General features: G+C 60.5%; 19 protein-coding genes and 1 tRNA gene. 8 read left to right on the top strand and 12 right to left on the bottom strand.

Annotated elements, in window-relative coordinates; genetic code table 11:
• The first annotated feature begins 159 nt into the window (after positions 1–159).
• On the top strand, positions 160–1,908 hold the full coding sequence (locus BN1800_RS15180) for an adenylate/guanylate cyclase domain-containing protein (protein ID WP_086998924.1): 1,749 nt from the start codon (positions 160–162) through the stop codon (positions 1,906–1,908).
• A gap of 61 nt (positions 1,909–1,969) precedes the next feature.
• On the opposite strand, the gene BN1800_RS15175 is transcribed toward BN1800_RS15180, so the two are convergent.
• Entirely contained in the window at positions 1,970–2,872 is a 903-nt protein-coding gene (locus BN1800_RS15175; protein ID WP_086998921.1) for a DMT family transporter, read from the bottom strand.
• A 150-nt stretch (positions 2,873–3,022) separates the two neighbouring features.
• Between BN1800_RS15175 and BN1800_RS15170 the strand changes: the two genes are divergently transcribed.
• Positions 3,023–3,880: a helix-turn-helix domain-containing protein gene (locus BN1800_RS15170; RefSeq protein WP_086998918.1), complete on the top strand. Its 858-nt coding sequence runs from the start codon at positions 3,023–3,025 to the stop codon at positions 3,878–3,880.
• 167 nt (positions 3,881–4,047) lie between these two features.
• On the opposite strand, the gene BN1800_RS15165 is transcribed toward BN1800_RS15170, so the two are convergent.
• The 5 genes from BN1800_RS15165 to BN1800_RS15140 all read right to left on the bottom strand — a co-directional run bounded on the left by BN1800_RS15165 (position 4,048) and on the right by BN1800_RS15140 (position 10,606).
• A complete protein-coding gene (locus BN1800_RS15165; RefSeq protein WP_086998915.1) occupies positions 4,048–4,923 on the bottom strand; it encodes a class I SAM-dependent methyltransferase in 876 nt (291 codons plus the stop codon).
• A 168-nt stretch (positions 4,924–5,091) separates the two neighbouring features.
• A complete protein-coding gene (locus BN1800_RS15160; protein WP_210191278.1) occupies positions 5,092–5,604 on the bottom strand; it encodes a hypothetical protein in 513 nt (170 codons plus the stop codon).
• A gap of 30 nt (positions 5,605–5,634) precedes the next feature.
• Positions 5,635–6,681 carry an acetylserotonin O-methyltransferase gene (locus tag BN1800_RS15155; RefSeq protein WP_244564513.1) on the bottom strand — a complete coding sequence of 349 codons (1,047 nt, stop codon included), beginning with the start codon at positions 6,679–6,681 and terminating at the stop codon, positions 5,635–5,637.
• Positions 6,682–7,085: 404 nt separating this feature from the next.
• Positions 7,086–9,590 carry a two-component system VirA-like sensor kinase gene (locus tag BN1800_RS15145; protein ID WP_086998910.1) on the bottom strand — a complete coding sequence of 835 codons (2,505 nt, stop codon included), beginning with the start codon at positions 9,588–9,590 and terminating at the stop codon, positions 7,086–7,088.
• On the bottom strand, positions 9,587–10,606 hold the full coding sequence (locus tag BN1800_RS15140; RefSeq protein ID WP_086998907.1) for a cytochrome-c peroxidase: 1,020 nt from the start codon (positions 10,604–10,606) through the stop codon (positions 9,587–9,589). The genes BN1800_RS15145 and BN1800_RS15140 overlap by 4 nt, the downstream gene beginning before the upstream one ends.
• A gap of 126 nt (positions 10,607–10,732) precedes the next feature.
• On the opposite strand from BN1800_RS15140, the gene BN1800_RS15135 reads away from it, so the two are divergent.
• The 4 genes from BN1800_RS15135 (at position 10,733) to BN1800_RS15120 (ending at position 14,037) form a co-directional block, all read left to right on the top strand.
• Entirely contained in the window at positions 10,733–11,512 is a 780-nt protein-coding gene (locus BN1800_RS15135) for a response regulator (protein WP_086998904.1), read from the top strand.
• Positions 11,513–11,895: 383 nt separating this feature from the next.
• Positions 11,896–12,516, top strand: a complete 621-nt coding sequence (locus BN1800_RS15130; RefSeq protein WP_244564512.1) for a DUF433 domain-containing protein — start codon at positions 11,896–11,898, stop codon at positions 12,514–12,516.
• Positions 12,517–12,951 carry a PIN domain-containing protein gene (locus BN1800_RS15125; RefSeq protein WP_143533978.1) on the top strand — a complete coding sequence of 145 codons (435 nt, stop codon included), beginning with the start codon at positions 12,517–12,519 and terminating at the stop codon, positions 12,949–12,951.
• A gap of 354 nt (positions 12,952–13,305) precedes the next feature.
• Complete coding sequence (locus tag BN1800_RS15120; RefSeq protein ID WP_086998902.1) at positions 13,306–14,037, top strand: YoaK family protein; 732 nt, start codon at positions 13,306–13,308, stop codon at positions 14,035–14,037.
• A gap of 343 nt (positions 14,038–14,380) precedes the next feature.
• On the opposite strand, the gene BN1800_RS15115 is transcribed toward BN1800_RS15120, so the two are convergent.
• Positions 14,381–14,986: a class I SAM-dependent methyltransferase gene (locus BN1800_RS15115; protein WP_086998899.1), complete on the bottom strand. Its 606-nt coding sequence runs from the start codon at positions 14,984–14,986 to the stop codon at positions 14,381–14,383.
• Positions 14,987–15,257: 271 nt separating this feature from the next.
• Between BN1800_RS15115 and BN1800_RS15105 the strand changes: the two genes are divergently transcribed.
• Positions 15,258–15,333, top strand: a tRNA-Val gene (locus tag BN1800_RS15105).
• A gap of 197 nt (positions 15,334–15,530) precedes the next feature.
• Here the strand turns inward: BN1800_RS15105 and BN1800_RS42380 are convergent.
• The 4 genes from BN1800_RS42380 to BN1800_RS15090 form a co-directional block, all read right to left on the bottom strand.
• A complete protein-coding gene (locus tag BN1800_RS42380) occupies positions 15,531–15,803 on the bottom strand; it encodes a type VI secretion IcmF C-terminal domain-containing protein (RefSeq protein ID WP_244564511.1) in 273 nt (90 codons plus the stop codon).
• Positions 15,800–17,383, bottom strand: a complete 1,584-nt coding sequence (locus tag BN1800_RS15100) for an ImcF-related family protein (protein ID WP_425299016.1) — start codon at positions 17,381–17,383, stop codon at positions 15,800–15,802. Before BN1800_RS15100 ends, BN1800_RS42380 begins: the two co-directional genes overlap by 4 nt.
• Positions 17,384–18,093: 710 nt before the next feature.
• Positions 18,094–18,999, bottom strand: a complete 906-nt coding sequence (locus BN1800_RS15095; RefSeq protein ID WP_244564509.1) for a M15 family metallopeptidase — start codon at positions 18,997–18,999, stop codon at positions 18,094–18,096.
• A complete protein-coding gene (locus tag BN1800_RS15090) occupies positions 18,996–19,763 on the bottom strand; it encodes a PP2C family protein-serine/threonine phosphatase (RefSeq protein ID WP_086999288.1) in 768 nt (255 codons plus the stop codon). Before BN1800_RS15090 ends, BN1800_RS15095 begins: the two co-directional genes overlap by 4 nt.
• Positions 19,764–19,882: 119 nt before the next feature.
• On the opposite strand from BN1800_RS15090, the gene BN1800_RS15085 reads away from it, so the two are divergent.
• Entirely contained in the window at positions 19,883–20,638 is a 756-nt protein-coding gene (locus BN1800_RS15085) for an OmpA family protein (protein WP_086998893.1), read from the top strand.
• A gap of 36 nt (positions 20,639–20,674) precedes the next feature.
• Here the strand turns inward: BN1800_RS15085 and tssH are convergent, their stop codons facing one another.
• On the bottom strand, positions 20,675–23,392 hold the full coding sequence (tssH, locus tag BN1800_RS15080; protein ID WP_086998890.1) for a type VI secretion system ATPase TssH: 2,718 nt from the start codon (positions 23,390–23,392) through the stop codon (positions 20,675–20,677).
• Positions 23,393–23,407: the final 15 nt, after the last annotated feature.

Genomic DNA, 23,407 nt, shown 5'->3' with positions numbered 1-23,407 from the left:
TTCATCAGAATCTATATCGAAAGCAAATGCTAATTTAGATAGTCGATTTCCCTGCGGTGCGGTAAAATTAAATGTCGGGCGCCCTAACCGGGAGGTGATCACGCTCTGGGTTAGCGCTTCTCGCGGAAAAAACGTCATTCTTGTTTATTGGCAAATGGCATGGAACAGAGACTAGCCGCCATCATGGCGGCCGACATGGCAGGCTACAGCCGGCTGATGGAGACCGATGAAGCCGGCACGCTTGCTCGCTTGAAAACGCATCGAATCGAGCTGATTGACCCCGCGATTGCCAAGAACAAGGGTCACATCATCAAGACGACGGGCGATGGCATGCTTGTCGAATTCCAGAGTGTCTCCGATGCAGTGAAGTGCGCCGTGGAGATCCAGCAGCGCATGAAGCGGCGCAATTCGGACGTGCCGCAAGATCGGCGGATCGAATTCAGGATCGGGATCAATCTCGGCGACATTATTTTTGACGATCAGGATGTTTTCGGCGACGGTGTGAATATTGCTTCTCGGATCGAGCAATTGGCCGACGTCGGCGGCGTCTGCATCACGGCGGCAGTAGCGACACAAATTGTTGACCGGCTCGAAGTCGCCATCGAGGATTTGGGGGAGAAGACGCTCAAGAACATAAGCCGTCCGGTTCATCTCTTTCGTGTCGGGCTCGACGTATCTGCCCTGCCCGCCCAGTCGGATGACTTGGATGCGAAACGATATGTCGCGAAACCTTCAATCGTTGTGCTGCCATTTATCAACATGAGCGGCGATCCCGATCAGGAGTTTTTCGCCGACGGTCTTACTGAAGACATCATCACTGAACTTTCCCGCCGTCACGAGCTTTTCGTCATCTCGCGCAACTCAAGCTTTGTCTATAAAAACCACGCTGTGAACGCACGAGAAGTCGCGGAAAAGCTTGGCGCCCGGTACTTGGTAGAGGGAAGTGTTCGCAAGATAGGCGACAGGGTGCGTGTGACGGTCCAGCTCATCGATGCAGTCAACGATGCCCATATCTGGGCCGACAAGTACGATCGCAAGCTTGACGACATATTCGCCATACAGGACGAGGTGACCGGAGCGATCGTGGCCACGTTGCCCGGTCGCGTCGAAGCAGCCCAACGCGACCAGCTCGAACGAACAAAACCGGCGAACATGGCCGCATATGAGTGCGCGCTTGCCGCCAAGGTGCTGCATCACAGGAGCACTGCGTTGGACAACCAGCAGGCGCAGCTGCTCATAGACAGGGCGGTCACGCTTGACCCAGGTTATGCCCACGCCCATGCGTGGCGAGCGTGCATTCTGGGCCAAGCTTGGGTCAACGGCTGGTGCGAAGACAAGGATGCTGTTTGGGATGAGATCGTTGCCGCGCTAGATCGGGCGCTGGCGCTGGATGACAACGACGCAGACGTCCACCGAATCTTAGCTGCGGTGAATGTGAACAACAATGCCCTGACCACAGCGCGGTATCACCAGGAGCGCGCGCTTTGCCTCAATCCGAATTACGACTTAGTCGTGGTTCAGCAAGGCGAGCTGTTGACGTGGCTAGGGCGGCCCGAAGAGGGGATAGAATGGATCCGCAAGGCAATGCGGCTCAATCCGCATCACCCCGAGCGGTTTTGGAGCCACCTCGCAAAATCACATTTTGCTGCGCATCAATACGGCGAGTCGATCGAAGCATTCATGCATCTATCAGCTATGGATCACGTCCAGCACGCTTTCGTCGCTGCATGCTACGGCTGGCTCGGTGATGGACTCGCTGCGGCAGGTCATCTGAAGAAAGTTAGAGCGCTTGCCCCACAATTTGACATAGACGCATTTCTTGCGACGATGCACTATGCTCAGGAATCCGATGTTCAACATCTTCGCGAAGGCCTCGTCAAAGCGGAAGAGAACACAGACGGTCGCTAAGAAGACGAAACCGCAATCGGCGATTGCCATCCTCACCTCAAAAGCCCCGGCCCATCGACGCTCACGACTGTCTTGCTTGGGCGGTTCGCTGCAGCCGGATTGGCCTGCCGAACATGATGACGTTGCCGCCGAGCGCGAAGATGAGGCCGAGCACGGCCTCGGCGGTCCAGAGATAGCCCTCGAAGACCGTCGAGACCGTCAGGGCGACGAGCGGAAACAGCACTGTCGCATAGGAGGCTCGCGCCGGACCCCATTGGCCAACCAGCGCCAGATAGGCGAGGAAGCCGATGACACTGCCCGGAATGGCGAGATAGAGCAGCGCGGCCGTATACGCCGGCGATGGATCGAAGGTGAGAGGCAGCCCGCGGGCAAGCACGAGGACGCCCAGCGCCGCCACGCCGCAGACCATCGCATAGGCCGTCGTCGATGGGAGATCGAGCCCCAGCGTCTGATGGCGAGCGGAGAGGAAATTTCCGAGCGAGAAGCAATAGGTGCCGGCAAGTGCCAGCAGCAGGCCAAGTCCGCCCTGAGGCGCAGTGCCAAGGGCGCGCAACTCGTCTGCAAAAAGAAGCATCAGGCCGAAAAGCCCAACCGCGCCTGCCAATATCACGCGTCCACTCGGGCGATTTCCGTGCAAGAGCCAACCATTCGCCGCATTAAATAGCGTTGCCATCGCAAAAACGACTGAGACGATGCCACTCGGCAGCATGCCGGCGGCATAGTAGAAGCAGAGAAAATTGCAGCAGAACAGGCAAAGGCCCTGAGCGCCGACCGTCAGCCAATGCTGAAATGGCGGAGGCGCCAGGCGCCGGCGAAGCGCCAGCAATCCAAGCAGCAGAATGGCTGCGAGCGCGAAACGGTAGAGGATCGAGACCTCGGCGGGCACGATGCCGACCTGCAGCTTGATCGCGTACCAGGTCGTGCCCCAGATAAGAACGGTGAGAATGAAGAGAAGCGGCGCCATTCGTAGTCTTTCTATGTCGGAGGCATTAAATGGCGTCTTCTATGACACTGCACCACCTGCCGCTATCACAGCCTTGCGCGACTATCGAAATCTTGCGGTCTTCGGTAGCGGCCAGTTGCAGCAGATGCCTCCGCGGCCTTATGAGAAAGCATGCAAACGCGATCGATCTCATCCGCTTTGGAAGGTGTAGGCGCCAAGCTGCTGCGGCAGGTTGATCTCGGCGGCGGGCTAGCGATTGCGCAATGGCGAAACTTCGCCAACAGCCGGCTTTCCTATCGCGATCCCGGACACCACACGGTTAGCCTTTATCTCGATGGTAGCGTGCGCCGCATGGATAACGGGCAGACGGGGATAGGCTCGTCGGGAGCGCTCTGTCTGCTGCCGGCAGACGGCGACAGCGCCTGGCATGTCCTCCGCGACGTCTATTTCTGCCATATCTACATCTCTCAGAGCCGGTTCCAGCGACTGGCCGGCGAAGTCTTCGATCGCGACAGCCGGACGTTGACCCTTCCCGACTTGAGCTTCTTTTCCGATCGTTTCGTGGCGGACATTATCAACCGGGCGATCCTGCCGAATGACTGGTCGGAAAGCGCAAATCGCCTTTTGCTTGCCCAGGCGGCTGATCTCATCTTGCTCGAAGTGCTGCGCAAGAACGGACCGGTGCGATCCAGCAGCCTTCTGCTTCAGGGTGGGCTTTCGCCCCATGTCTTGAAACGCATTGTGCAATTGATCGATGCCGATCTTGCCGGCGACCTCAGCCTCGACCGGCTTGCCGCGGAGGCAGGGCTCAGCTCCTATCATTTCGCCCGGATGTTCAAAGCGACGACGGGCCAGACGCCACACCGCTTCGTGCAGGAGCGGCGGCTTGCGGTGGCCTACGAGTTTGCGCGAGCCGGCAAGGCCAGCATCACCGAAATCGCGGCCGCCTGCGGATTCTCCACACCGGCGCACTTCGCCGCAAGCTTCAAGGCGCAGTTCGGCACGCGCCCGTCGGCCATCCGCCTCTGACTGGGGAGGGCAACAATGTCCCGTTAAGATGCGAACGAAGCAGCAGGCCGCTCTGTTTCATGTCGGTCGCTCACCGGTCGGGCGGCTGGCCTCCTTGAACGACCGACTTTCCGATTTCCTTAAAGCGCCCGCTCTTCGCCGTGCTGATGAGGATCATGGCGGTGGGTTCACATGGCTGTGGTCGCCCAGGCGCCAACGAAAGTCGCGGGCATGAAGCATGCCTGCCGTTCGACTGCTTCTCCGCGCAACCGTTCGGCCAGAGTGTCGATCTCAACCTCGGCGGCGGCCGTAACACCGACGCGTTCCGCCGCAGGCAGCAAGCTGCGTACAGTTTCTGCGATGTAGTTGTAGATTAGCGAATCCGGCCCGCCGCCGATGATGCCGGCGAAATTCATTTGCGGTGCGGGCAGCCCGGCAGCGGCAAAGGTCATCGGCAGCTTGCCACCCATATCGGATTCGAAACCAGCCCGCTCGATGGTGCCGACGATCCAATCGCGGCATTGGCTGAAAAGCGGCCCCTCGGGAACACTGCGGGCGAGCGGCATCGCCAGTTCCTGGAAGGCGACAACGCCACCTGGCCGAAGAAACCCCCTGAGCCTGCGCAAAGTTGCACGAGGATCGGGCAGATACATCAGTATCAATCGTCCGATCACCGCGTCGAAGAGTTCGTCGCAGTAGAACGTGTCGAGCTCAGCCGTCGCAAAGCGTGTCCAGTAGCATTGCCCAGCTTCGGTCGCTCGCCGTTCTGCGATGTCAATGGCATCTGCCGAACGGTCGATGCCGAGCACCAATCCCTTTGGTCCGACCAGCTTTCCTGCCAGCATGGAAACATCGCCGACGCCGCAGCCGATATCCAGTACGCGCATGCCGGGTCCTATCCCGGCGCAGCGCAGGACATCTTCCGTGAGCTCGTGAAGGAGCGCCCCCTGCAGCTCCAGCCGCCTGAATTCGCGTTTCGTGTAGCCCAGTGCATAAGGGCGGGTATCCGCAATGCTCAGATCGCGGTTGATCGTCTGTGTCTGTTGGACAAGCGGATTGTACATTACCTAACTCCATGATCGATTGTCCGGCCGAGGCAGCCGTGCGACCGCCGCTGCCTGGACTGATACGATCGGAGATCGACGCTACAACGTGATTTCAGAAATCGGGAATTTCCGTTACGGCTGAAACACAGGCCGTTTGTGACAGGGTGGCGCCTGCATAGAGGGTGCCTATGACTTCGGCGCCCGCGGCTCGAACACGATATAGGGCGTCTTGGGCGGGTGGCCTGGCGGAGCATAGTCCGGGACAGGGTTGTCGTCTGCCGGCAGCGAGAGCACAAATCGATGGATGGCGCGCAGGTCGGCCTCTGTCATGGCACGCAAGTTAAACCATGGCATGGGGGGCCGTGTCTTGGTCGTTTGCGCGAGCTCGACCCAGTCGTCCTCGCTCATCGTGCGCAAAAGGCGGCGAAGATTCGACGGATAGGTGGTTCCCCACGGCCCGTTGAAGCCGAGGCGATCGCCAACCAGCCACCGATGCTCAGGCACGTCGCCGGCCTTTGCCAGATAGCCTGGCGTATGGCAGTCGTTGCAGCCGCCGATTTTGACCAAGTATCGGCCGCGCTCGATCGAGTCGTCGGCCGTGGCTGCGCCTACCCCTACCCCGGTCCAGTGGAATGTCGTGATCGTCAGAATTCCGCCCAGGCTGAGGGCGGCAATTCCGATTGGAGCCCATCGTGTCATCAGCTTTTCCCTGTGCTCAGCCGCTATCGGCTACTTGATTCCCACGATCATCGAATGGGGGCCGGCGAGATGTTCGAAGCGCACGTCGGTAAAACCTGCCTCACGCATCCAGCCAATGCCGTTGGCGCGGGTGTAATCGAACCCGCCCCGCGTATTGACCAGCATATTGAGGCTCATCAGCAGCCCTGCGGCGTTCTGCCTTCGCTCGTCGTCGATGATCTGGTCGTGGACGATGAGCGCGCCGCGCTTCGGCAAGGCTGCGTAAGCCTTCGCCAGCAGCGTGCGCTTCACCTCAAGATTCCAGTCGTGAAGGATATGCCCCATCACCAGCACGTCGGCCGGAGGAAGCGGCTCCTTCAGGAAATCGCCGGGATGGAACCGGAGCCGGTCGGCAAGTCCGCGCCGCTCCGCATAGGCCTCGAATACCGGCCGCATCGGCGGCAGGTCGTAGCCGCCGCCTGTCAGGTGCGGATGGGCGCTGGCGATCTCGACGGGAACCCTGCCCTCGGCGGTGCCGATGTCGATAAAGGTGCGATAGTCTGTCCAGGGGAACCGCCGGGCAAGCGCCTCAGCGGCCTGAAGACTGCCGCCGGTCATCGCCTGCGCGAACATGACCAGATTGTCCGGATTGGAATAGAGCATGTCGAAGAGGTCTTCGTCGTCTTCGGTGCCGTTCTGCGGCTTGCCGGTCCTGAGCGCTTCGGTAAGCGAGGCCCAGTTGGCGTAGATCCGCGTGGCGGCCACGGCGAGCATTCCGCCCACATAGGTCGGCTTGCCGCGGTCGAGATAGCGGTCGGTCGCCGGGGTATTTCGATAGATGTCGCCCTCGCGCTCTAGCATGCCGAGCGCGACAAGCGCGTCGAGGAAATCCCGCGCTCCGCGCCGATGCAATCCAAGGCGCTTTTGCAAGGCTTCCCCATCAAGAGGTCCGGAGGCCAGCTCCGTGAAAAGCCCGAGTTCGACGGCGCTTAGCAACGTCTTCGATGCCCAGAAACCGAGACCGAGCTGCAGGATGCCTTCCGGCGAACAAGCTTCGCTCTCCGCAACTGTCATGTGATTAGCAGCTGTAGTGCTCATCGGTGCCTCCATGTCATGCGTGGCCGCGCGACACGCCTGGCTGGACCGGTTGTCGCGTTCCGCAGATAGGCGAGGTGTTTTATCGAGCGACGCGGCGCCGATGGCGCCTTCTGAGTGAGGCGTCGAGTTTCTCGTGGAGAGGCTGCAGCCGCGACTGAATGTCAGGATCGGTCACACGCCTACCGGCCCTTCTTGCGGAAATCTCGATTCCCTTGATCTGCGCTTCAAGCGCTCTGCGCACTTCGTGCGGAAAGATGCCGTTTCGATACATTTTCACGCTCCTCGTTTGGAGTACGGAGCCCGATGATCGAACGATTGAGCTACGGGATGATTTCAAGGAAACCGAGTTTGATTACAGCTGTAATGGCGGGGGGCCCTTGCGCCGCAATTGCAGCGCCCCGGTCCTAATGAAGATGGTGGGCGAGACAGTGCGCGATCGCGGCCGACAGCAGCGGCTTCCTGATGACCTCGCTTATGCCTGCCGCCTTGAGCTGACGCGAACTTAGCGGACGGCCGTATCCCGTCATCAGGACGATCGGCAGATCCTGCCGGATCTTGTGCAGTTGGCCGGAAAACTCGATGCCCGTCATCTCCGGCATGATCTCGTCTGTCAGCACCAGGTCGAAGCGTGCCGGATCGGTGCGGAATGCACTGAGAGCGGCAGGAGGCCGGTCGAAGCCGACCGGCTCGTAGCCGAGCGCGGCAAGCATCTCCTCGGCAAGCCGCACGAGCGGCGGATCGTCGTCCACGATAAGGATCGTCTCACCGTTGCCGTGGTGGACAGAAGTCTCGACGGTCTCGGCCTCATCTTCCTCCGGGGCGGCGCCTTCGATCCGCGGGAAATAGATCTCGAAGGTCGTGCCCTCGCCAATCTGGCTCTTCACGTCCACTGCGCCCCCGAGCGCGGCGATGATGCCGTGTACCGTCGAAAGGCCAAGCCCCGTGCCCTGCCCCGCCGGCTTGGTCGTGAAGAACGGCTCGAAGATGCGCTCCATGGTCGCTCGATCCATGCCGATGCCGGTATCCCTGACAGTCAGGCGAATGTAGTCGCCGGGAGGCATGTTGCCGTGCGACAGCGTCAAGGGCACTTCGGACTCCAGCGTACCGAGGTCGATCTCCAGCACACCGCGGTTGTTCATCGCCTGCGCTGCGTTCGTGCCGAGATTCATGACGACCTGCTGAAGCTCGGTCGGGTCGCCCATCATCGAGGCAGCCGCAGCCGCAAGACGTGTCTCCACCAAGAGTGTTGCGGGGAAGGAGGCGCGCAGCAGGTCGACCGTCTCCACGACGACGGGCTCCACCCGAAGGGGCTGACGGTGCCGCTCGCGGCGGCGGCCGAAGGCGAGAATTTGCTCCGTGACATTCTGCGCCCTCGCGCCGGCCTTCATGATCTGTTGCACATAGCTGCGCGCGCGCGACTCCTTTAACAGGACCGCCAGCGCCATCTCACCATAGCCGAGAATGGCCCCGAGGATATTGTTGAACTCGTGTGCGATGCCGCCGGCAAGCGTTCCGATCGCTTCCAGCCGCTGCGACTGGTTGAGGCGCGCCTGAAGCGCTTCGCGTTCGTGTTCGATGCGCTCGCGCGCGATTGCGTTTGCGAAAATCTCGGCTGCGGTGCGCAGGAGAGCAATGTCGTCGTCGGCCCAATGTTTCTCGTCCGTTACGGAATCGAGCGCCAGAAAGCCCAGCCGCTCGCCGGCATGCGACATCGGTATGCCGAGCCAGGCTCGCAGTTGATATGCCTGCAGGCGCGTCTTCTCCGGCCCCTCCGGAAGCTCGCTGACACGCGGAACGTAGATCGCGCCCTGACGCTCGTAGTCCTTCAGCGTCCAGGTCGACGCGAGCTCCAGAATATCCTCCGGCGGGCATGGCGGCGTGTTCACGCCCGGGCGGCGATAGGCGTAGCCGCCGTTGCCGTCGCAGGTGTGGCTGACGGCGATCTGCGCGCCATCTGGGCCGGCGTGCTCCACTAGGCGCTGGAGGCCCTTGCTAATGTCGGCACGGATCCGGTCACGCGGAAGATTGATGAACTCGGTCGAGATCGAGGCGATCAGGCGCTCGAAATCGAGCCGCTCCTTCAGGGTCTGCGCGTTGTGGCGCAGACGGACGAACAAATAGGCGATATAACCCACGAGGACCAGCGCAGCGACATAAAGCAGCGCCTGAAACATTGCGGCGCGCGCGGCTGCCTGCCCATGTGCCTCTAGATAAACGTCCTGAAGCGCCCGCGCCCGCTCGCTCGTGGGGGAAGCCTGGAGGCGGGCGACAAGACCGTCGACTGCGGGCAGCGTCGTGACGATAAGCCGGCCGTGAGAGACGAGCGAGCCGACCTCGCTTGCAGATGCGATGTCGAGGGATGGCCTGGCAAGCGTATTGAGCGAGGCGGCAACGGCTCTTGCCGCCTCCGGCTGGGGATCGTTGATGAACCGCGACATCGCGATCGTCAGGGCCCCGATCTCGACGGCTCGGAGGCCGTCTCCTTCGGCAGCGAGCCGGCCGCTGGTGTAGTTGAAATAGTTCAGCGAGTTCTGGAGCAGCGCGTTGCTCGATTTGAAGGACTCGACGAGCGTTTCCTCGTCGCGCACCGCAGCGGCCACCTCGGCGACACGCTGATCGATCTCAACCCTCGCTTCACCGCTTACGACCTCGCTGGCGGCCGCCAAGCTCACCGTCGCCTCATCGAGCCTCGCAATCGCACGGACGAGCGGATCGTAGCTGCGCAGAAGTCCCGCCCGGGCCCGCAGCACGTCACGCTGGAGGGCCGCGTTGTAAAGGATGACGGTTCTCACCGCATCGAGAGTGCGTTCGTGGCGCTGAGTGTCGGGCGCCGCACCTTGTACCAGCAGGTAGGTGAGCATGATGAGCAGGCCGGCAACGATCGCGGCCAGGGGACGCAGCGACGTCATTGCTCGAGATGCTCGGCTGCGCTGGCCAGCGGCCGGCCGCGATATTCGCCGGTCAACGTGCCCAGGAATTTGACGATGAGGTCGGAATCGCGCTGATCAAGCTCCCGACCGAGCTGGTTACGAGCCATGATCTTCACCGCTTCGCCGAGGGATCCGGTGCGGCCGTCATGAAAATACGGAGACGTCACGGCAACATTGCGCAGGCTGGGGACACGGAACACATGTCGGTCGGCCTCGGCGCGGGTGATCGCGAAGCGGCCCTGATCCGCCTCCGAGAGTGCTTTCTGGCCGGCAAACGGATCCTGGAAGATGCCGAATTTCTGGAAAAGGTTGCCGCCCACATTTGCGCCCTGGTGGCACGCGACGCACCCATATGCCTTGAAGAGCTGATAGCCGTGCTCCTCGTCCGCCGTGATGGCGTCGCGCTCGCCCTTGAGATAGCGGTCGAAGCGCGCATCGGCCGTGATCAGCGACCGCTGGAAGACAGCCAGCGCGTCGAGCACCGTCGCCCTGCTGGCAGCCTCGCCGTAGATCCTGGCAAAGCGCTCTGCATAATTCCGGTCGGAGCGCAGCTTCGGCAGCAATTCATCCCAGCTCGTGTTCATCAGCTTGTCGTCGAGCAGGACCGCCTCGTTCTGCTCTTCCAAGGTGTCGAAATTGCCGCGCCAATTCAGCCGGAAGCTGAAGGCCGAATTGAAAACGGTCGGGGCATTGAAATCGAGCGATTCTCCGTCTGCTGCCACGGAGCGGGCCTGGCCGTCGTCACCGCTGAGCTCGAGCCTGTGACAGGAGCTGCAGGCAAAGACACCGTCGTGCGACAGCCTGGCGTCGTTGAACAGACCCTCGCCAAGCGCAATCTTCGCCTGGTCGGAAGGCCCGGCCGCTGCGAGCGGAGCAATCGGCTCTTCGGGCAAGGGCGCAGGCTGTTTCATCAGGGCCAGCGCCGGTGCCGCCATTGCCAGGCAAAGCGGAACAAAAAGCCCCGCCCAATCCTTACCAATATGCCCATGCGTCATCGAGCAAGCCTGTGGTAGGGGCGTTCGGCCGTGACGATTATCGGCACCCGGCCAATAAATCGCCGAAGATCGATGTTTAATAAAGCAGCGACTCGGCCAGAGGTTCCACGTTTGCGGACGGCGGACATGTCAGCTGCACAAAACACGCATCAGGATCAGCCGCCGAACGGCGGAGCCGAGCCGGGAACGGCATCGAGGCATATCCTTGTCGTTGACGACGATCCCGACATCCGCGATATGCTGACCAATTACCTCGAGGCCGAGAACTTCAACGTCACCGCCGTTGCCGGCAGCCAAGCCATGGCGCGGATCTTCAGCGAACGGCCGGTGGACCTGTTGATCCTCGACATGAGGCTTGCCGGCGAAGATGGGCTCGACATCATGCGCCAGCTTGGCAGCCCGCCGGAGGCCCCCATCATCATCATCACTGGCCACCGGCGCGACGAGGCGGACCGCATCGTCGGCCTGGAGCTCGGAGCCGACGACTACATCACGAAGCCCTTCAGCCTCAGGGAACTGCTCGCGCGCGTTCGCGCCGTGCTCCGGCGATCGCAGGTGGCACGGCGGCATTCGGGCAGCAAGAAGCAGGTACGCTACCGCTTCGCCGGCTGGGAGCTCGACATGCGCACGCGGCGCCTGATATCGCCGGCCGGCGAACCAACGCCGCTGACCGCCGGCGAGTTCAACCTGCTTGCCGCCTTCTTGCGGTCGCCGCAGCAAATCCTCAGCCGCGAGCAGCTTCTCATTGCGAGCCGGATGCACGACGAGGAGGTGTTTGACCGCAGCATCGACGTGCAGATCCTGCGCCTGCGCCGCAAGCTTGAGGTCAACCCCAGCGAGCCGAAGCTCATCACCACCGAGCGCGGCGCCGGCTACATGCTCGCCACTGCCGTCGAGCTGCTGTGATGTTGCTGTCGTATTCCGCTTTCATTCCCATAGGTGCCCGCCGAGTGAAAGGCCGAAGCAAGCCCGAAGCATCAGCCGAGTTTGATGGTAAGGCATGAGGTGGTCGTAGTGCGAATTGGACAGACAGCGTAGGATTCTCCCGTACGGTTTGCTCATCAAAAGTCTGCGATTAGGTACTGCCACCAACCATCGAATGGCGAATCTCTAGCCTTAAGATCCAGGGCGCCTTGCGGGGCACGTTGCCATTTTCCAGGTAAGGGCGGTGATCAATCGTGCATTCGTTTCCGAGGATTGGGTGCGAGTGCACAACGGACACAATTCTTGACCGGTAGAGCCGGCGGCACTATATTATCCCCAGCTGGAGATGAATTGGGGATCTGAGCGTGAAGCAGGAGATGTATACGGTCGCGGAAGCCGGGTTCCTGGTCGACCGTCCTACAGTCGAGGTCCAACGGGCAGTCGATAAGAAAGTGATCACGCCCGTTTCAAAAGGCCGGGGGGTGAGTAATCAGCGACTTTTTGGGAAAGCCGAACTTCGCTTTCTTAAGGTGGACCCAAGTCTCGGCAACGCCCTTTCGCCACAGGGCAGGAAGCTCCTTTACAAGGAGTTCTCGCGACTGTCTGATGCCGCGAAGGTCGCCACGATTGGAGTAATTGCGGTCGATATTCGAAAGACCGACAGCGAACTTAGGGCGCGAATGAAAATGCTACAGGACGCGAAGAGAGCGATAGAGAGCCGAGGTGGCGAGTCCTTTATAAAAGGCACTAACGTCATGACCTACCAGATCGCGGCGCTCTCCCCCCGACTTTCTGTAGATCAAATATTGGAAGATTTTCCATCCTTGAAGCGAAGCCAGGTGCAGGCAGCTATCAACTACGCGCGTGCGTACCCAAAGCCCGGAAGGCCCTTCCCATCGACGACGATCAAAAGAGGGCTTGCCGCACTGGTGGCCGCAGGCGTCTTCGATGAAGGTGAAAACGAAGATCAAGACGGGAACGCCTAGGTGCTGAAGTATCTGCTCGATGCAGACGTCATCAGGGGCATGACCGGCAATGACAACGTCAAGAAGTGGATTAAGACTGTAGACGACAGTCAATTGGCGATCTGCGTCTTCACCATGTGGGAAAGGCGGAAGGGCGCCGAAAGTGAGAGGAAAAAAGATCCGGCCGCCGCAGATCGTCGATTGCAGGCGATCGATGAATTCGAAGATAGCTTCAGAGATCGAATTCTTGCTTTGGACGCAGAGGCTGCCAAAGAGTGGGCCTTGATCGTCGGTAAAAGCGACAAGCATCGCATAGATGCAGGCATTGCTGCGATCGCGAAATGTCACGGTCTTATCGTCGCGACCAGAAACATCAAGCACTTTGAAACCTTCGGCGTGGATCTGTTGGATCCGTCCCGAGATCCGCCTTTCAAGTTGGAGGTCTATAAGAGATGACTGCCGTTCTCATTGCGGGCCGACCAGTCCGTCAAAGATGGGAGCACATACTTGCGGCGATGTCGGAGACACCGTAGATGCTGCAGCAGGCGAGTACTCGGAGGCAGGACTGGACCACAATGTCGAACGCTTCCTGCTGCAGCAGCGCAGCGCCGGTCCGGTTCCTCTTCAACTCGTCCGCAACAAGCTTCGGTAACCGCTCCATAGGATCGCGGCGACCCTATGAGTTCAGGAGTCTGGGGGTTGGCGGCAGTTGATACCTCATTGCGCAAAAGTCCCGTCGCGCGAATGTTTCACGCCCCATTGACCTTTCCTCGTTACTATTCCCGGTCTCTGCAATATTGAAGACAAACCATGCTGATCCGCCAAGGGCACGAACGTAACGACCAGATTGACAGAAAGCTCGCCTCTTGCCTGGCGGCGATAGCCGGCGCGCTCAACGCGGCTGCATTTTACGCAGTCGGCTTCTTTTCCGCGAATATGACCGGAAACGTCTCCACCTTTTCCGACCATATTGCCGTCGGCGCGTGGCTTTCGGCCCTGTTTTACCTTGCGATCATCGTCACCTTCATCCTGGGCGCGACCGTCTCGACGCTGCTCATCAATGCCGGGCGCCGACGCAATATGCATGCGATCTACGCTTACAGTATCTTGACGGAAGGGATACTGCTTGCAGTACTCGGCTGTGCCGATCTTTGGCTACTCGGAGAATGGCGCGCACCGGTTCTGGTGATTGGCCTCGCCTTTCTCATGGGCCTTCAAAATGCAGTCGTCACGCGCATTTCTAACGCGCGGGTGAGGACTACGCATATTTCGGGCATGGCAACCGATATCGGCATCGAGCTTGGCACGGCGTTCGACATCCTGCGCGGAAGTGAGCGGCCGAGTGAGGCGCAACAGAACCGTGCCAAGCTCCTTTTGCATGTCCAGACGATCCTTGCCTTCCTGTTCGGCGGGATCCTCGGCGTCCTGGTCTATCGCGCCGCCGGCGGCTTCCTGCTTATCGCAACTGCTGCACTATTGCTGGCGATTGCCATGACCGGCATTTCCCGCGTGCGGCAGCAGCGCGCGCAGGCCACTTCGTGACTGCTCCGTAACTATCTCGCTCAGCGCCTTCGGCGTGTCCGATCTGACCCGTGAGGACAGCGACATGTTCGCTGGGCGCGCGCCACACCGTCGATTTATTCCTGAAAGTCCTCTGCTGCATTCGAAAAAATCCGGCGAAAATGCATCGCTAAGCGCGAGATTTAAAAGGGAAGTTGAACTTTTCAGAACGACAAAAGCGACTTTGGAATAGCTCTGCGCCACATCGGAAGCAAAGCTTTAAGCTTTTGCCGTAAGTGAATGTTATATAGGTAATATATCAATTAAAGTTCGGTAGGTGACCGCGGTGCGAAGCCATTTCGGCTGCGCACCGCATCGCGCCACGTCAGAGGCGCTGCAGGCAGAAGGAAAAATGCGCATCCGGATCCAGCGTCAGATATTCGAAACGCCATCCGTATTCCGCGCAGAACTTGTTGACGGCTTCCACGACGCCATAGACGATCGGCTTTACGGCGTTTCCGGTGCAGAAATCGTGGCCCGCAATGCGCCCGCCACGATTGACCTTGCTGTTTGCCAGGACCAACTCCTTCCAGGTGAGATCGAAGGAATGGTCCGTGTCGATATAGAGCCAGTCGAAAAAACCGTCGTCGAACGTGCTCAAAGCGTCGAGCGACGTACCCTGCCTTATCACCACCGTTCCGTCGGCTATTTCATCAGCGAATTTCTCGCTCACCGTCGTGATACCCGCTGAGTAGCGATCCATCCCCCACGGATCGATCAGGAACAGCTTTGAGGGGTGATTCCGCTTGAGAATTTCAGACGTGAACTCTCCTTCGGCGACCCCAATCTCGGCCGCAACTGCATGATTCGGAAGGCGATAGAGAAGCTCGTTTCGATCAGGCAGCAGCTTGGCGCCTTCGGTATGGACAAAATCGAGCTTTGTACGAGGTGTGCTGTTCCTTAGGCGTAGCCGCTCTTCGCGCGTTTTCACTCTATGCTCCAGTACGGGTGGTTTCTTCTGACACGGCACAACACCGGTGTTGCCGCGACCCAGCCCATCTCTATACGCAAGTCCCGCATCGCGAAAGCTTGCGAGACCAAGGAGTCGTCCTTTGCGGTTCACAATAATCTGACGCGTACGCGCATCGCACATGGCCTGATGATGGCGGGTTTGAAAAAATTGGAGAAAAAACCCGGCGATGGTCTTGCAGTTCTGCGCCGATATCGGTAGAGAGCCTTCACGCTGGATGTTGCGGCATCGAGGGCGATTAGCTCAGTTGGTAGAGCGCCTCGTTTACACCGAGGATGTCGGGAGTTCGAGTCTCTCATCGCCCACCATTCCCTTATTTACTCATTGATTATTCATCGCTTTTTCCCTCGTTTGTCTGAGCGAGCGATACCTCGTTGGTATCTTTCGCAAATCGCACTTCACCCTTGAACCCACCGCCGCCTTCTCGATGAAAAGCTTAAATAAGGCGGCGACGGCTCCGGACCAGACGGCACGGGTATCGTGTGCCAAAATACGAATATTGCATTCAGAGCGTGAACGGACAGGTCAAGCCGCGCATCAGTGAGCGTACCGACACCGGGTTGGCAGCTCCTGCGAAGGACATCTGAAGATAGGCGCGCGCCCCCTTGGCACGGATATCGACCAGGAACCGCCGGCCGGCCTCGCGGGGCCGCAGGCGCGACCCGTCCAGAAACCGCAACAGGCCCCATGGACCGCTTGCGCTCTTCTTCTCGACCGCAGGACCCGTATCGAAGGATATCTCAAAGCCTTGCCCGGGCGAGGCCCCTGGCCAGTTCAAGGTGACCGACTCTCCGGAAGTGACGACCGGAGCATGAGCGCCGCCGATCGAGACGGTCGCGGCTCCTCGTTGGGCGAGCGCCTCCAGCACAATCGGGACGTTGGGCGATGCTCCCTTTTGAAAAAGGGCCTCGCCAACGGCAACCGCCCTTTGGAGAAAGGCCGCGCTTTCGGGTGAATAGCCCGANCTCCCTTTTGAAAAAGGGCCTCGCCAACGGCAACCGCCCTTTGGAGAAAGGCCGCGCTTTCGGGTGAATAGCCCGAAAGCCGCGCTTCCGGCTTCCAGCGCCACGGTGTCGTCGACGTGTCCATCAAGTGTGCCAGTTGCGCCCGGAAATACCTTTCTATGCTGCCGTCCGGCGCGAAGATCCGCGCGACTTCGGCCATGTCCGCATCCGGCCCATCAAAGAACGGATAATGGCCGCTTACGGCGGCTTGGCAGGCGGCCGCAACCTGAGAGCCCCAAGGTGATTGTGGTGACTGTGGAGGCTGCGGTGCCTCTTTTGGGACATGATCCGCAGCAACCTCCGGGGCTTTTGGGGCAGCCGTCTGAGAGATCACGTCCTCGACGATCTGCACCACCAGAAGCGGGGCTTGCTGCAAGGCAACGATCGAGTTGGCGCGCTCCTGTGCGGCCATGAGGGATTTCTTGCCGATCTCCGCATCCTCATCGAGAACGGAGAGAGCCACGTTCAGCGAGACAAAGAGCTGCGAGATCTCCGACATCCGGCCCTGCTCCACGAACTGAATAGCCGGACCCAATGCCGCTGCGACCCTAAGCTGGTTGGCATGGCTTCGGCTGCGATCGTTCCCGCCGGACTGGCGCCATGCCTCGCGGATAAGTGCCGAGAGCGGCGAGTTGCGTGTGCTCAGCGAACCGCTGATCACGACAGCAGTGGGTTGGTCTGTGAACGGCCTCACGCGAAGCTCACCCAGATACTGCGTCCATGCCTCAAGCGTACGCTTTTGAAGGAGATCCATCACCGCTTCCGTGGTCGTCGTGCCGCCCGAGGAGAGCAGCGTTACGGCTTCGGACGTTGCCCGGCGGATCGCGTCGGCGGCGTCCGACTTCGCATAGTTCCATCCAGCCTCCGTATAGAGACCGGGAACTCCACGCTCGATCGGCAGGCCTGACCGGTGGATCAAGATCGTGTCGAGACCGGGGGCCGCCTGAACGAGAGACCAGGGAGGAAGAGCTGCCGTCGTTTCGGCACGTGTCAGTTCGAGCAAGGCCCGCTCACTCGCCAAGCCTTCAGCAGCGAATTGCCGCGCCTGGGCGATCGTTTCGGGATCTGGAGATGGAAGTCCCGGCTGCGCCTTGGGCATGGCAGCAACATGCTCGGCCAGTAAAGCAAGTTCGGGGAAGGTCTCGACGCGATCGGCGACCCAGCCCCCCAGAAACCTGGGCTGCCAGTCCGATGTCCCCTTCAGTATCGACCAAGCGCGGAGGGAATCGTAGAGCGCATTGGCCTCCCCTTCCGTGGCAAGCGCAACAGCCAGTGCCTCGGCGAGTGGCTCGGCAACCAAGGCTTCGGCCGCCTCGCCATAGCGAAGGCGCGCCGCCGCAGCGGGATCGACCATCTCGATATGGTGAATGAGGCCAAGCGGTGAGTGGGCGGCCTCCTGCTCAACGAGCCGGACCGCCGCCACGAAGGCATCGAGCTGAGTCGCCCGCGCGGCTGGCGTGGCGGCCTTGCCAGCTTCCACAACGCTCCGGACGTCGGGCAATTGTGCCAGCAGCCGCTCGCGAAACTGCCATTCGGCCCACCCGGCCCAGGCGACCAGCATCGCGAAGAACAGAGCAACCGCAAGAAAGACAAGGCCGTGATCAGCTCGCGTTCTGTGCTGCTCCTGCTTCGACTGTGCAGCCTGAACGGCCTCACTGCAGTGCCCGAGAAAACGCGCTAGATCGCGCCGCGCCAGACCCCCTTTCGCGGCCTGGACGGCCCTTTCGGCGAGACCATCGGCGCCAATCATGTGGCTGATCGGAAGGGCGGCCGCGAGCGCACGCTCCCATCGTTTGATTGGCAGCGCCGGATTGCTGCGCGCACGGACATCGAGCAAAGCGACGAGCGCGTCGCGCGCATCCAGAATCCAGTCCGGCGGAACGTTCCTGCGGCGTCCTTCTTTCTCGAACTCGGCCACGAGCATGCGGGCGGTCGCGGCCAACTCCTGCGGATCGGGCCGCTTCTCGCTTTCGGCCCGCTTCGCGAGGCCAAGCAGCGGCTCGGCCAATGCCGGAAGCACGTCCGCTCCCGCACCATCGCGACCCGGAGGTTGGACATAGTCTCTCACAGTTTGCCCTCCGCGGCCCATTTGCGAAGCAGCGCTTCACCCACTTCAAAATGCATGGAATCTTCGCGGCTATAGCCGGCACCCCAATACCAGCCGGCATCGTTGAAGAACTCTGCGAGCACCACGAGTCCGAACTGCGTGTTGTTATCTCCCATCCTGTCGAGGTTCTTCTTGAGTGTCAGATCGACGGCCGCGCCCCAGGCATGCGACGACACAGACCTGTTCGAGCCTCGCACATAACGCGCGCACAGCGCACCAGCCGTGCCGATCGCGGCATAGATATCCGGCTCCTCCTTTCGGAGGCGCTCCATGATCTGCCCCAGCGAATCGAGGGCGGGCCTGATCATCGTCAGGCGGAAATGTCCTATGTCTCGGCTTACCAGAGTTTTCAGCAATTTCGGGTTGGTGACCGGCTGGCAGCTTGTGGAGTACACACTTCGCGGCTCGCCAAGGATTTGGCGGAGCACTGCCGGGGTCGGGCGCATGATGCCCTCGTTGAAGCGCTTCCTCGCCAGCTGCATGGGCTCTGTCATATTTTCGGTCTCCTCGGGCGGCGCCATACCGCCGAACTGGTCGAAAAATAACTGCTGGCTCAGAGGTTCCCCGGGCGGCGGGGCGACGGCGGTGCTTGGCGGGACGGGCTCGGCGCGCGGCGCCTCCGCTAGTTCTTTCACTTTTCCCTCTAGTTCTGTCACCTTTCGTTTGACCGAGTTCAGTTCAGCTCGCAGCGACTGGATCTCTCTGTCCTGCTGAGCGAACTGTTGAGTTAGCCGATCGATCCTTCCTGCATTCGGATCACGGTCCGTGTCTCGAAGCAGGTCGCCAACAAACGCGAATACGGCCGCCGCAAGAATGACGCTCATTCCAATGACGACAGCCGCAATCGGATTTAGTGGCCTCAAGGCGCTGCATCTCCGTCAATCCGAATCACTATCACAGAGACATTGTCTGGAGCACCGTGTTCGAGAGCGGCGGCTACCAGTCGCCGGCAGGCGGCATCTGGGCTCGGCGCGTTCAAGTGAGCGATGATCTCGGGCTCGGCAAGACAATCGGTCAATCCATCGGAACAAAGGAGCAGAAAATCCCCCGGCTCCAGCGCGACCTCGACGGAGTCCACGTCCAGACGGTCGGCGGCACCGATTGCCCGAGTAACAACGTGGGATTGCGGGTGCTGCCGGACAGCGGCGGGGCTAAGGCGCCCGTCATCGAGAAGTTCCTGCACCACCGAATGGTCGCGCGTGAGTTGCAGCAGCTCACCTCCTCGCGAACGATAGGCCCGGCTATCTCCCACCCAAGCGATTGTCGTCGCTCCGCCGTCGATGAGTGCCGCGACCACTGTAGCACCCATCTGTGCCACATTGGCCGAAGCCGCCCAACGCCGGACGGCTGAATTGGCTGACTGCAGCGCAGCAACGAGGTGAGCGCCGGAAACTGGAGTGTGCGGGATTAGCGCGAGCTGTTCGATGACCAGGTCAGCTGCGACGTCGCCGTGGCCGTAGCCGCCCATGCCGTCAGCTACTGCCCAAAGGACGCCCGAGGGATCGGTGAGAATCGCGTCTTCGTTGTTTGTTCGCACATGCCCGGTATGACTTAGTCCCGCTCCTTGTGGCCTGCCCGGCTGGTTAGGCACGCGCGTCGAAGCATTGTCCCGAGAATCCGGGGTCATGATCGGATGAACCCCATTAAATCGATCCGTCGCGAGAGCGGCTAGCGGATCAGTTGCCGCCAAAGTCATCCTATAGTAATTTCATAGGAGGCGAAACCTTTTTGCCAAAGGAGCGTAAGATGAAGCGCCTGCTGACCACCAAGCTGACGGTGTTTCTCGCTCTATTCTTCGTGACCCAAACTGATTTGGGTGCGCAGGAACTGAACGATTCGGCGCTTAAAGAGCGCTTTCAGCGACAGATCGAGTTGTTCAAGGCAGCACGGCTCGGAGCCACGCGTGGCCTGGTTCTTACCAACTCCAACTCCACGCCCAAAGCCGCGGCCATACCGGTGACAATTGCCACGCCCGAAACCGGCGCAGCCAAAACCGCTCCGGCTCCCGCTGCCCCTGCAGCCATTGCGTCCCAAGGGACCGAAGCTGCTCCAGCTGTCCCCGATGTAGGTCAGCCATCAACCCCGCAACCGACGGCGATATCACCGACAACTGCCGTATCCGCAGCGGCGACAAGCGATCCGCAGACATACTGGAAGCTGCCGCCCGACGACCAGATCAACGTCCGCGTAAATTTCGACTTCGATTCAGCGGCCATCGCTCCGAAGCAAAAGGCGATGCTGCAGAAGCTTTGCGGAGTAATAAAGGATATGGACATCAAACTCGTCCGTATCATCGGTCACACGGATGCTGTCGGAGGCGCAAGCTACAATCAGCACCTGTCAGTGCTGCGCGCGAAGGAGGTAACCCGCTTCTTCACGGATGATTGCAACATCGCTCGGGAACGGCTCGAAGCAGTTGGTGCAGGCGAGCAGTTTCTTCTCAACCAGGAAAATCCGAAGGCTGACGAGAACAGGCGCGTAGAATTCCAGGCTGTGAGCTAACGGCGGCCGCAGCTGCTAGCGGCGTGAGCACGTTTCTTATTCAAACGCGTAGGTGAAGCCTTCGGCAGATGCTCCGACCGTGGCCTTGGTGAGGCGTTTGCCTTCGAGCGCCCAGTTCAGAACGCCTTGGCTCAGCGTCGGCAGAAGCGTGTTTGTCAGGATCGCGTCGATCATGCGCCCGCCCGATTCAACTGAGGTGCACCGAGCCTTGATCAATTCCAGAACCCCGTTCCCGATGACCAGTTCGGCGTCATGGCTGGCGCGCAGTCGGCGCGCGATCTTGGCGAAATGATGTTGTGTGATCGCATCGATCATTAAATCCGAGAGCGGGTAATAGGGCACGACAATCACCCGTCCGAGGAACGCTGGCGGAAACACTTTCAGCAGTGGCGGCCGCAGTGCGCTTTCGAGTTCCTCAAGCGGCGGCCGCGTCCTGCCGCCGTCTGTTCGCTTCATGATGACGTCCGAACCGACATTCGACGTCAGCAGGATAAGGGTGTTCCTGAAGTCGATCCGTCGGCCCTCGCTGTCGTCCATCATTCCCTTGTCGAAAACCTGGAAGAAGATCTCGTGCACATCCGGGTGCGCCTTCTCGACTTCATCGAGCAAGATGACGGAATAGGGTCGCCGCCGCACGGCTTCGGTCAGTACCCCTCCCTTGCCGTAGCCGACATAGCCGGGAGGGGCACCCTTGAGAGTGGAGACTGTGTGTGCCTCCTGAAATTCCGACATGTTGATGGAGATCAGATTCTGTTCGCCTCCATAGAGCGCTTCGGCGAGCGCCAGCGCCGTTTCTGTCTTGCCGACGCCTGAAGGGCCGCACAGCAGGAAAACGCCCACAGGCTTTTCAGGTGAGCCAAGTCCCGCACGGCTGGTTTGCACGCGCCGCGCGATCGATTCCATTGCAAACTCCTGGCCGACGACGCGCTCTCCCAGAACCTTGGCGAGCTGTAGCGCTTTTTCAGTCTGGCTGGTCAGCATCCGGCCAACGGGAATACCCGTCCAGTCCTGCACGACGGAGGCCACAGCGTTCCTGTCGACGGAAAGCAGGATGAGCGGCGTCTCGCCCTGAACGCCTGCAAGTTCCGCCATTAGCACCTTGAGCCGTGCAAGATCGGCGCCCTGGTTCGGGAGTACGCTATCGCCGCGCTCCTGCTCGGGGAGATCCACGTCGGCAGCCGCCGGCAATTCCGCGTCCGCCTCTCCCTCGGCCAGCACCGCATCAAGCTTAACTCCCTTTCCCCGTAGCCTTGCCCGTAGATCGAGGATTTTGGAGACCATTGACTGTTCTTTTTCCCAGCGAGCCTTTCCGGCAAGCAACGCGGATTCCGTCTCAGCGAGCGAGGCTTCGACCTTCGACTGGCGCTCTGCGACCTCGATGCCGATCGCAGCTTCGCGCCCGATGATGCCCTGCTCAACCTCGAGAGACTGCTTGCGCCGCAGAAGATCTTCGACCTCAGCCGGTGTCGCGTGCTGCGATACCGCCACGCGCGCGCAGGCCGTATCGAGTAGGCTGACTGCCTTGTCCGGCAGTTGGCGCGCGGGGATATAGCGATGCGAAAGGCTGACGGCTGTCTCGATGGCTTCGTCCAGAATCTGCACCTGGTGGTGCTTCTCCAACACGCCTGCCACACCACGCAACATCAGGATGGCGGCTTCTTCATCAGGCTCTTCAACCTTGACCACCTGGAAGCGGCGGGTCAAAGCCGGGTCTTTCTCGATATGCTGCTTGTATTCTGCCCATGTCGTTGCAGCGATCGTGCGAAGCTCGCCACGCGCCAATGCCGGTTTAAGAAGATTTGCCGCGTCTCCCGTTCCCGCTGCCCCGCCTGCCCCGATCAGAGTATGAGCTTCATCGATGAAGAGGATGATCGGAGTTTCCGATGCCTGGACTTCCTCGATGACTGTCTTCAGCCGCTTCTCGAACTCACCCTTGACGCTCGCCCCCGCCTGCATCAAACCGATGTCCAGCAGGTGTAGCGCCACGCCTTTCAGCGGCGGCGGCACATCTCCTTCTGCAAGGCGGAGTGCAAAACCCTCGACCACCGCCGTCTTGCCCACTCCGGCTTCGCCGGTCAGGATCGGGTTATTCTGGCGCCGGCGCATGAGGATGTCGACGATCTGACGAATCTCGGGATCCCGGCCCAGGACCGGGTCAATTTGGCCGTCGCGTGCGCGCCGGGTGAGGTCGGTTGCGTATTTCGCCAATGCGGAATCACCGCCCGCCGGGCGTTTTTTCCGGGACGGTTCTGGAGCTTCGGCCCTGCCGGCATTTTCAAGTGATCCGGCCAACACGTCGTCCAGCCGGGGGATGACGGAATCCGCCTCGATCCGATCGAATTCGGCGCTGATCTTCAACAGAAGCCCGTCAAGTACGGCTACCTTTCTGCAGGCCAGCAGAACATGCACGCCGCGAACCTCTTCAGATCCGAACTGCAGGCTTGCCAGGCTCCAGGCCTCCTGGATGGCATGAAAGATGTGATCGGAAAACTCCTCGATGGAGGTCGCGCCATAGGGAAGCTTGTCTATCGCCCTCGCCATATCGGCAGCAAGCCGGCCGAGATCCACGCCAGCATCGTTGAGGATAAGCTGAAAATCTGCGCGGTCGACCAGGGCCAGCTGTTCGATCCAGTGAACGAGTTCGATATAGGGATTGCCGCGAAGCTTGGCCGCGTCGGCCGCCGCCTTGAAAGCGCGCAAGCAAACGGGATTGAGTTTGCCGACCAGTTCCTTGCGCTTGAAGCTCTGCTGCATGTCGGTCGGCTCCTA

The sequence above is a fragment of the Rhizobium sullae genome, assembly GCF_900169785.1.
GTDB lineage: Bacteria > Pseudomonadota > Alphaproteobacteria > Rhizobiales > Rhizobiaceae > Rhizobium > Rhizobium sullae.
Note: the sequence above shows the minus strand (reverse complement) of the source record. Positions and strands in the feature narration are given on the sequence as shown.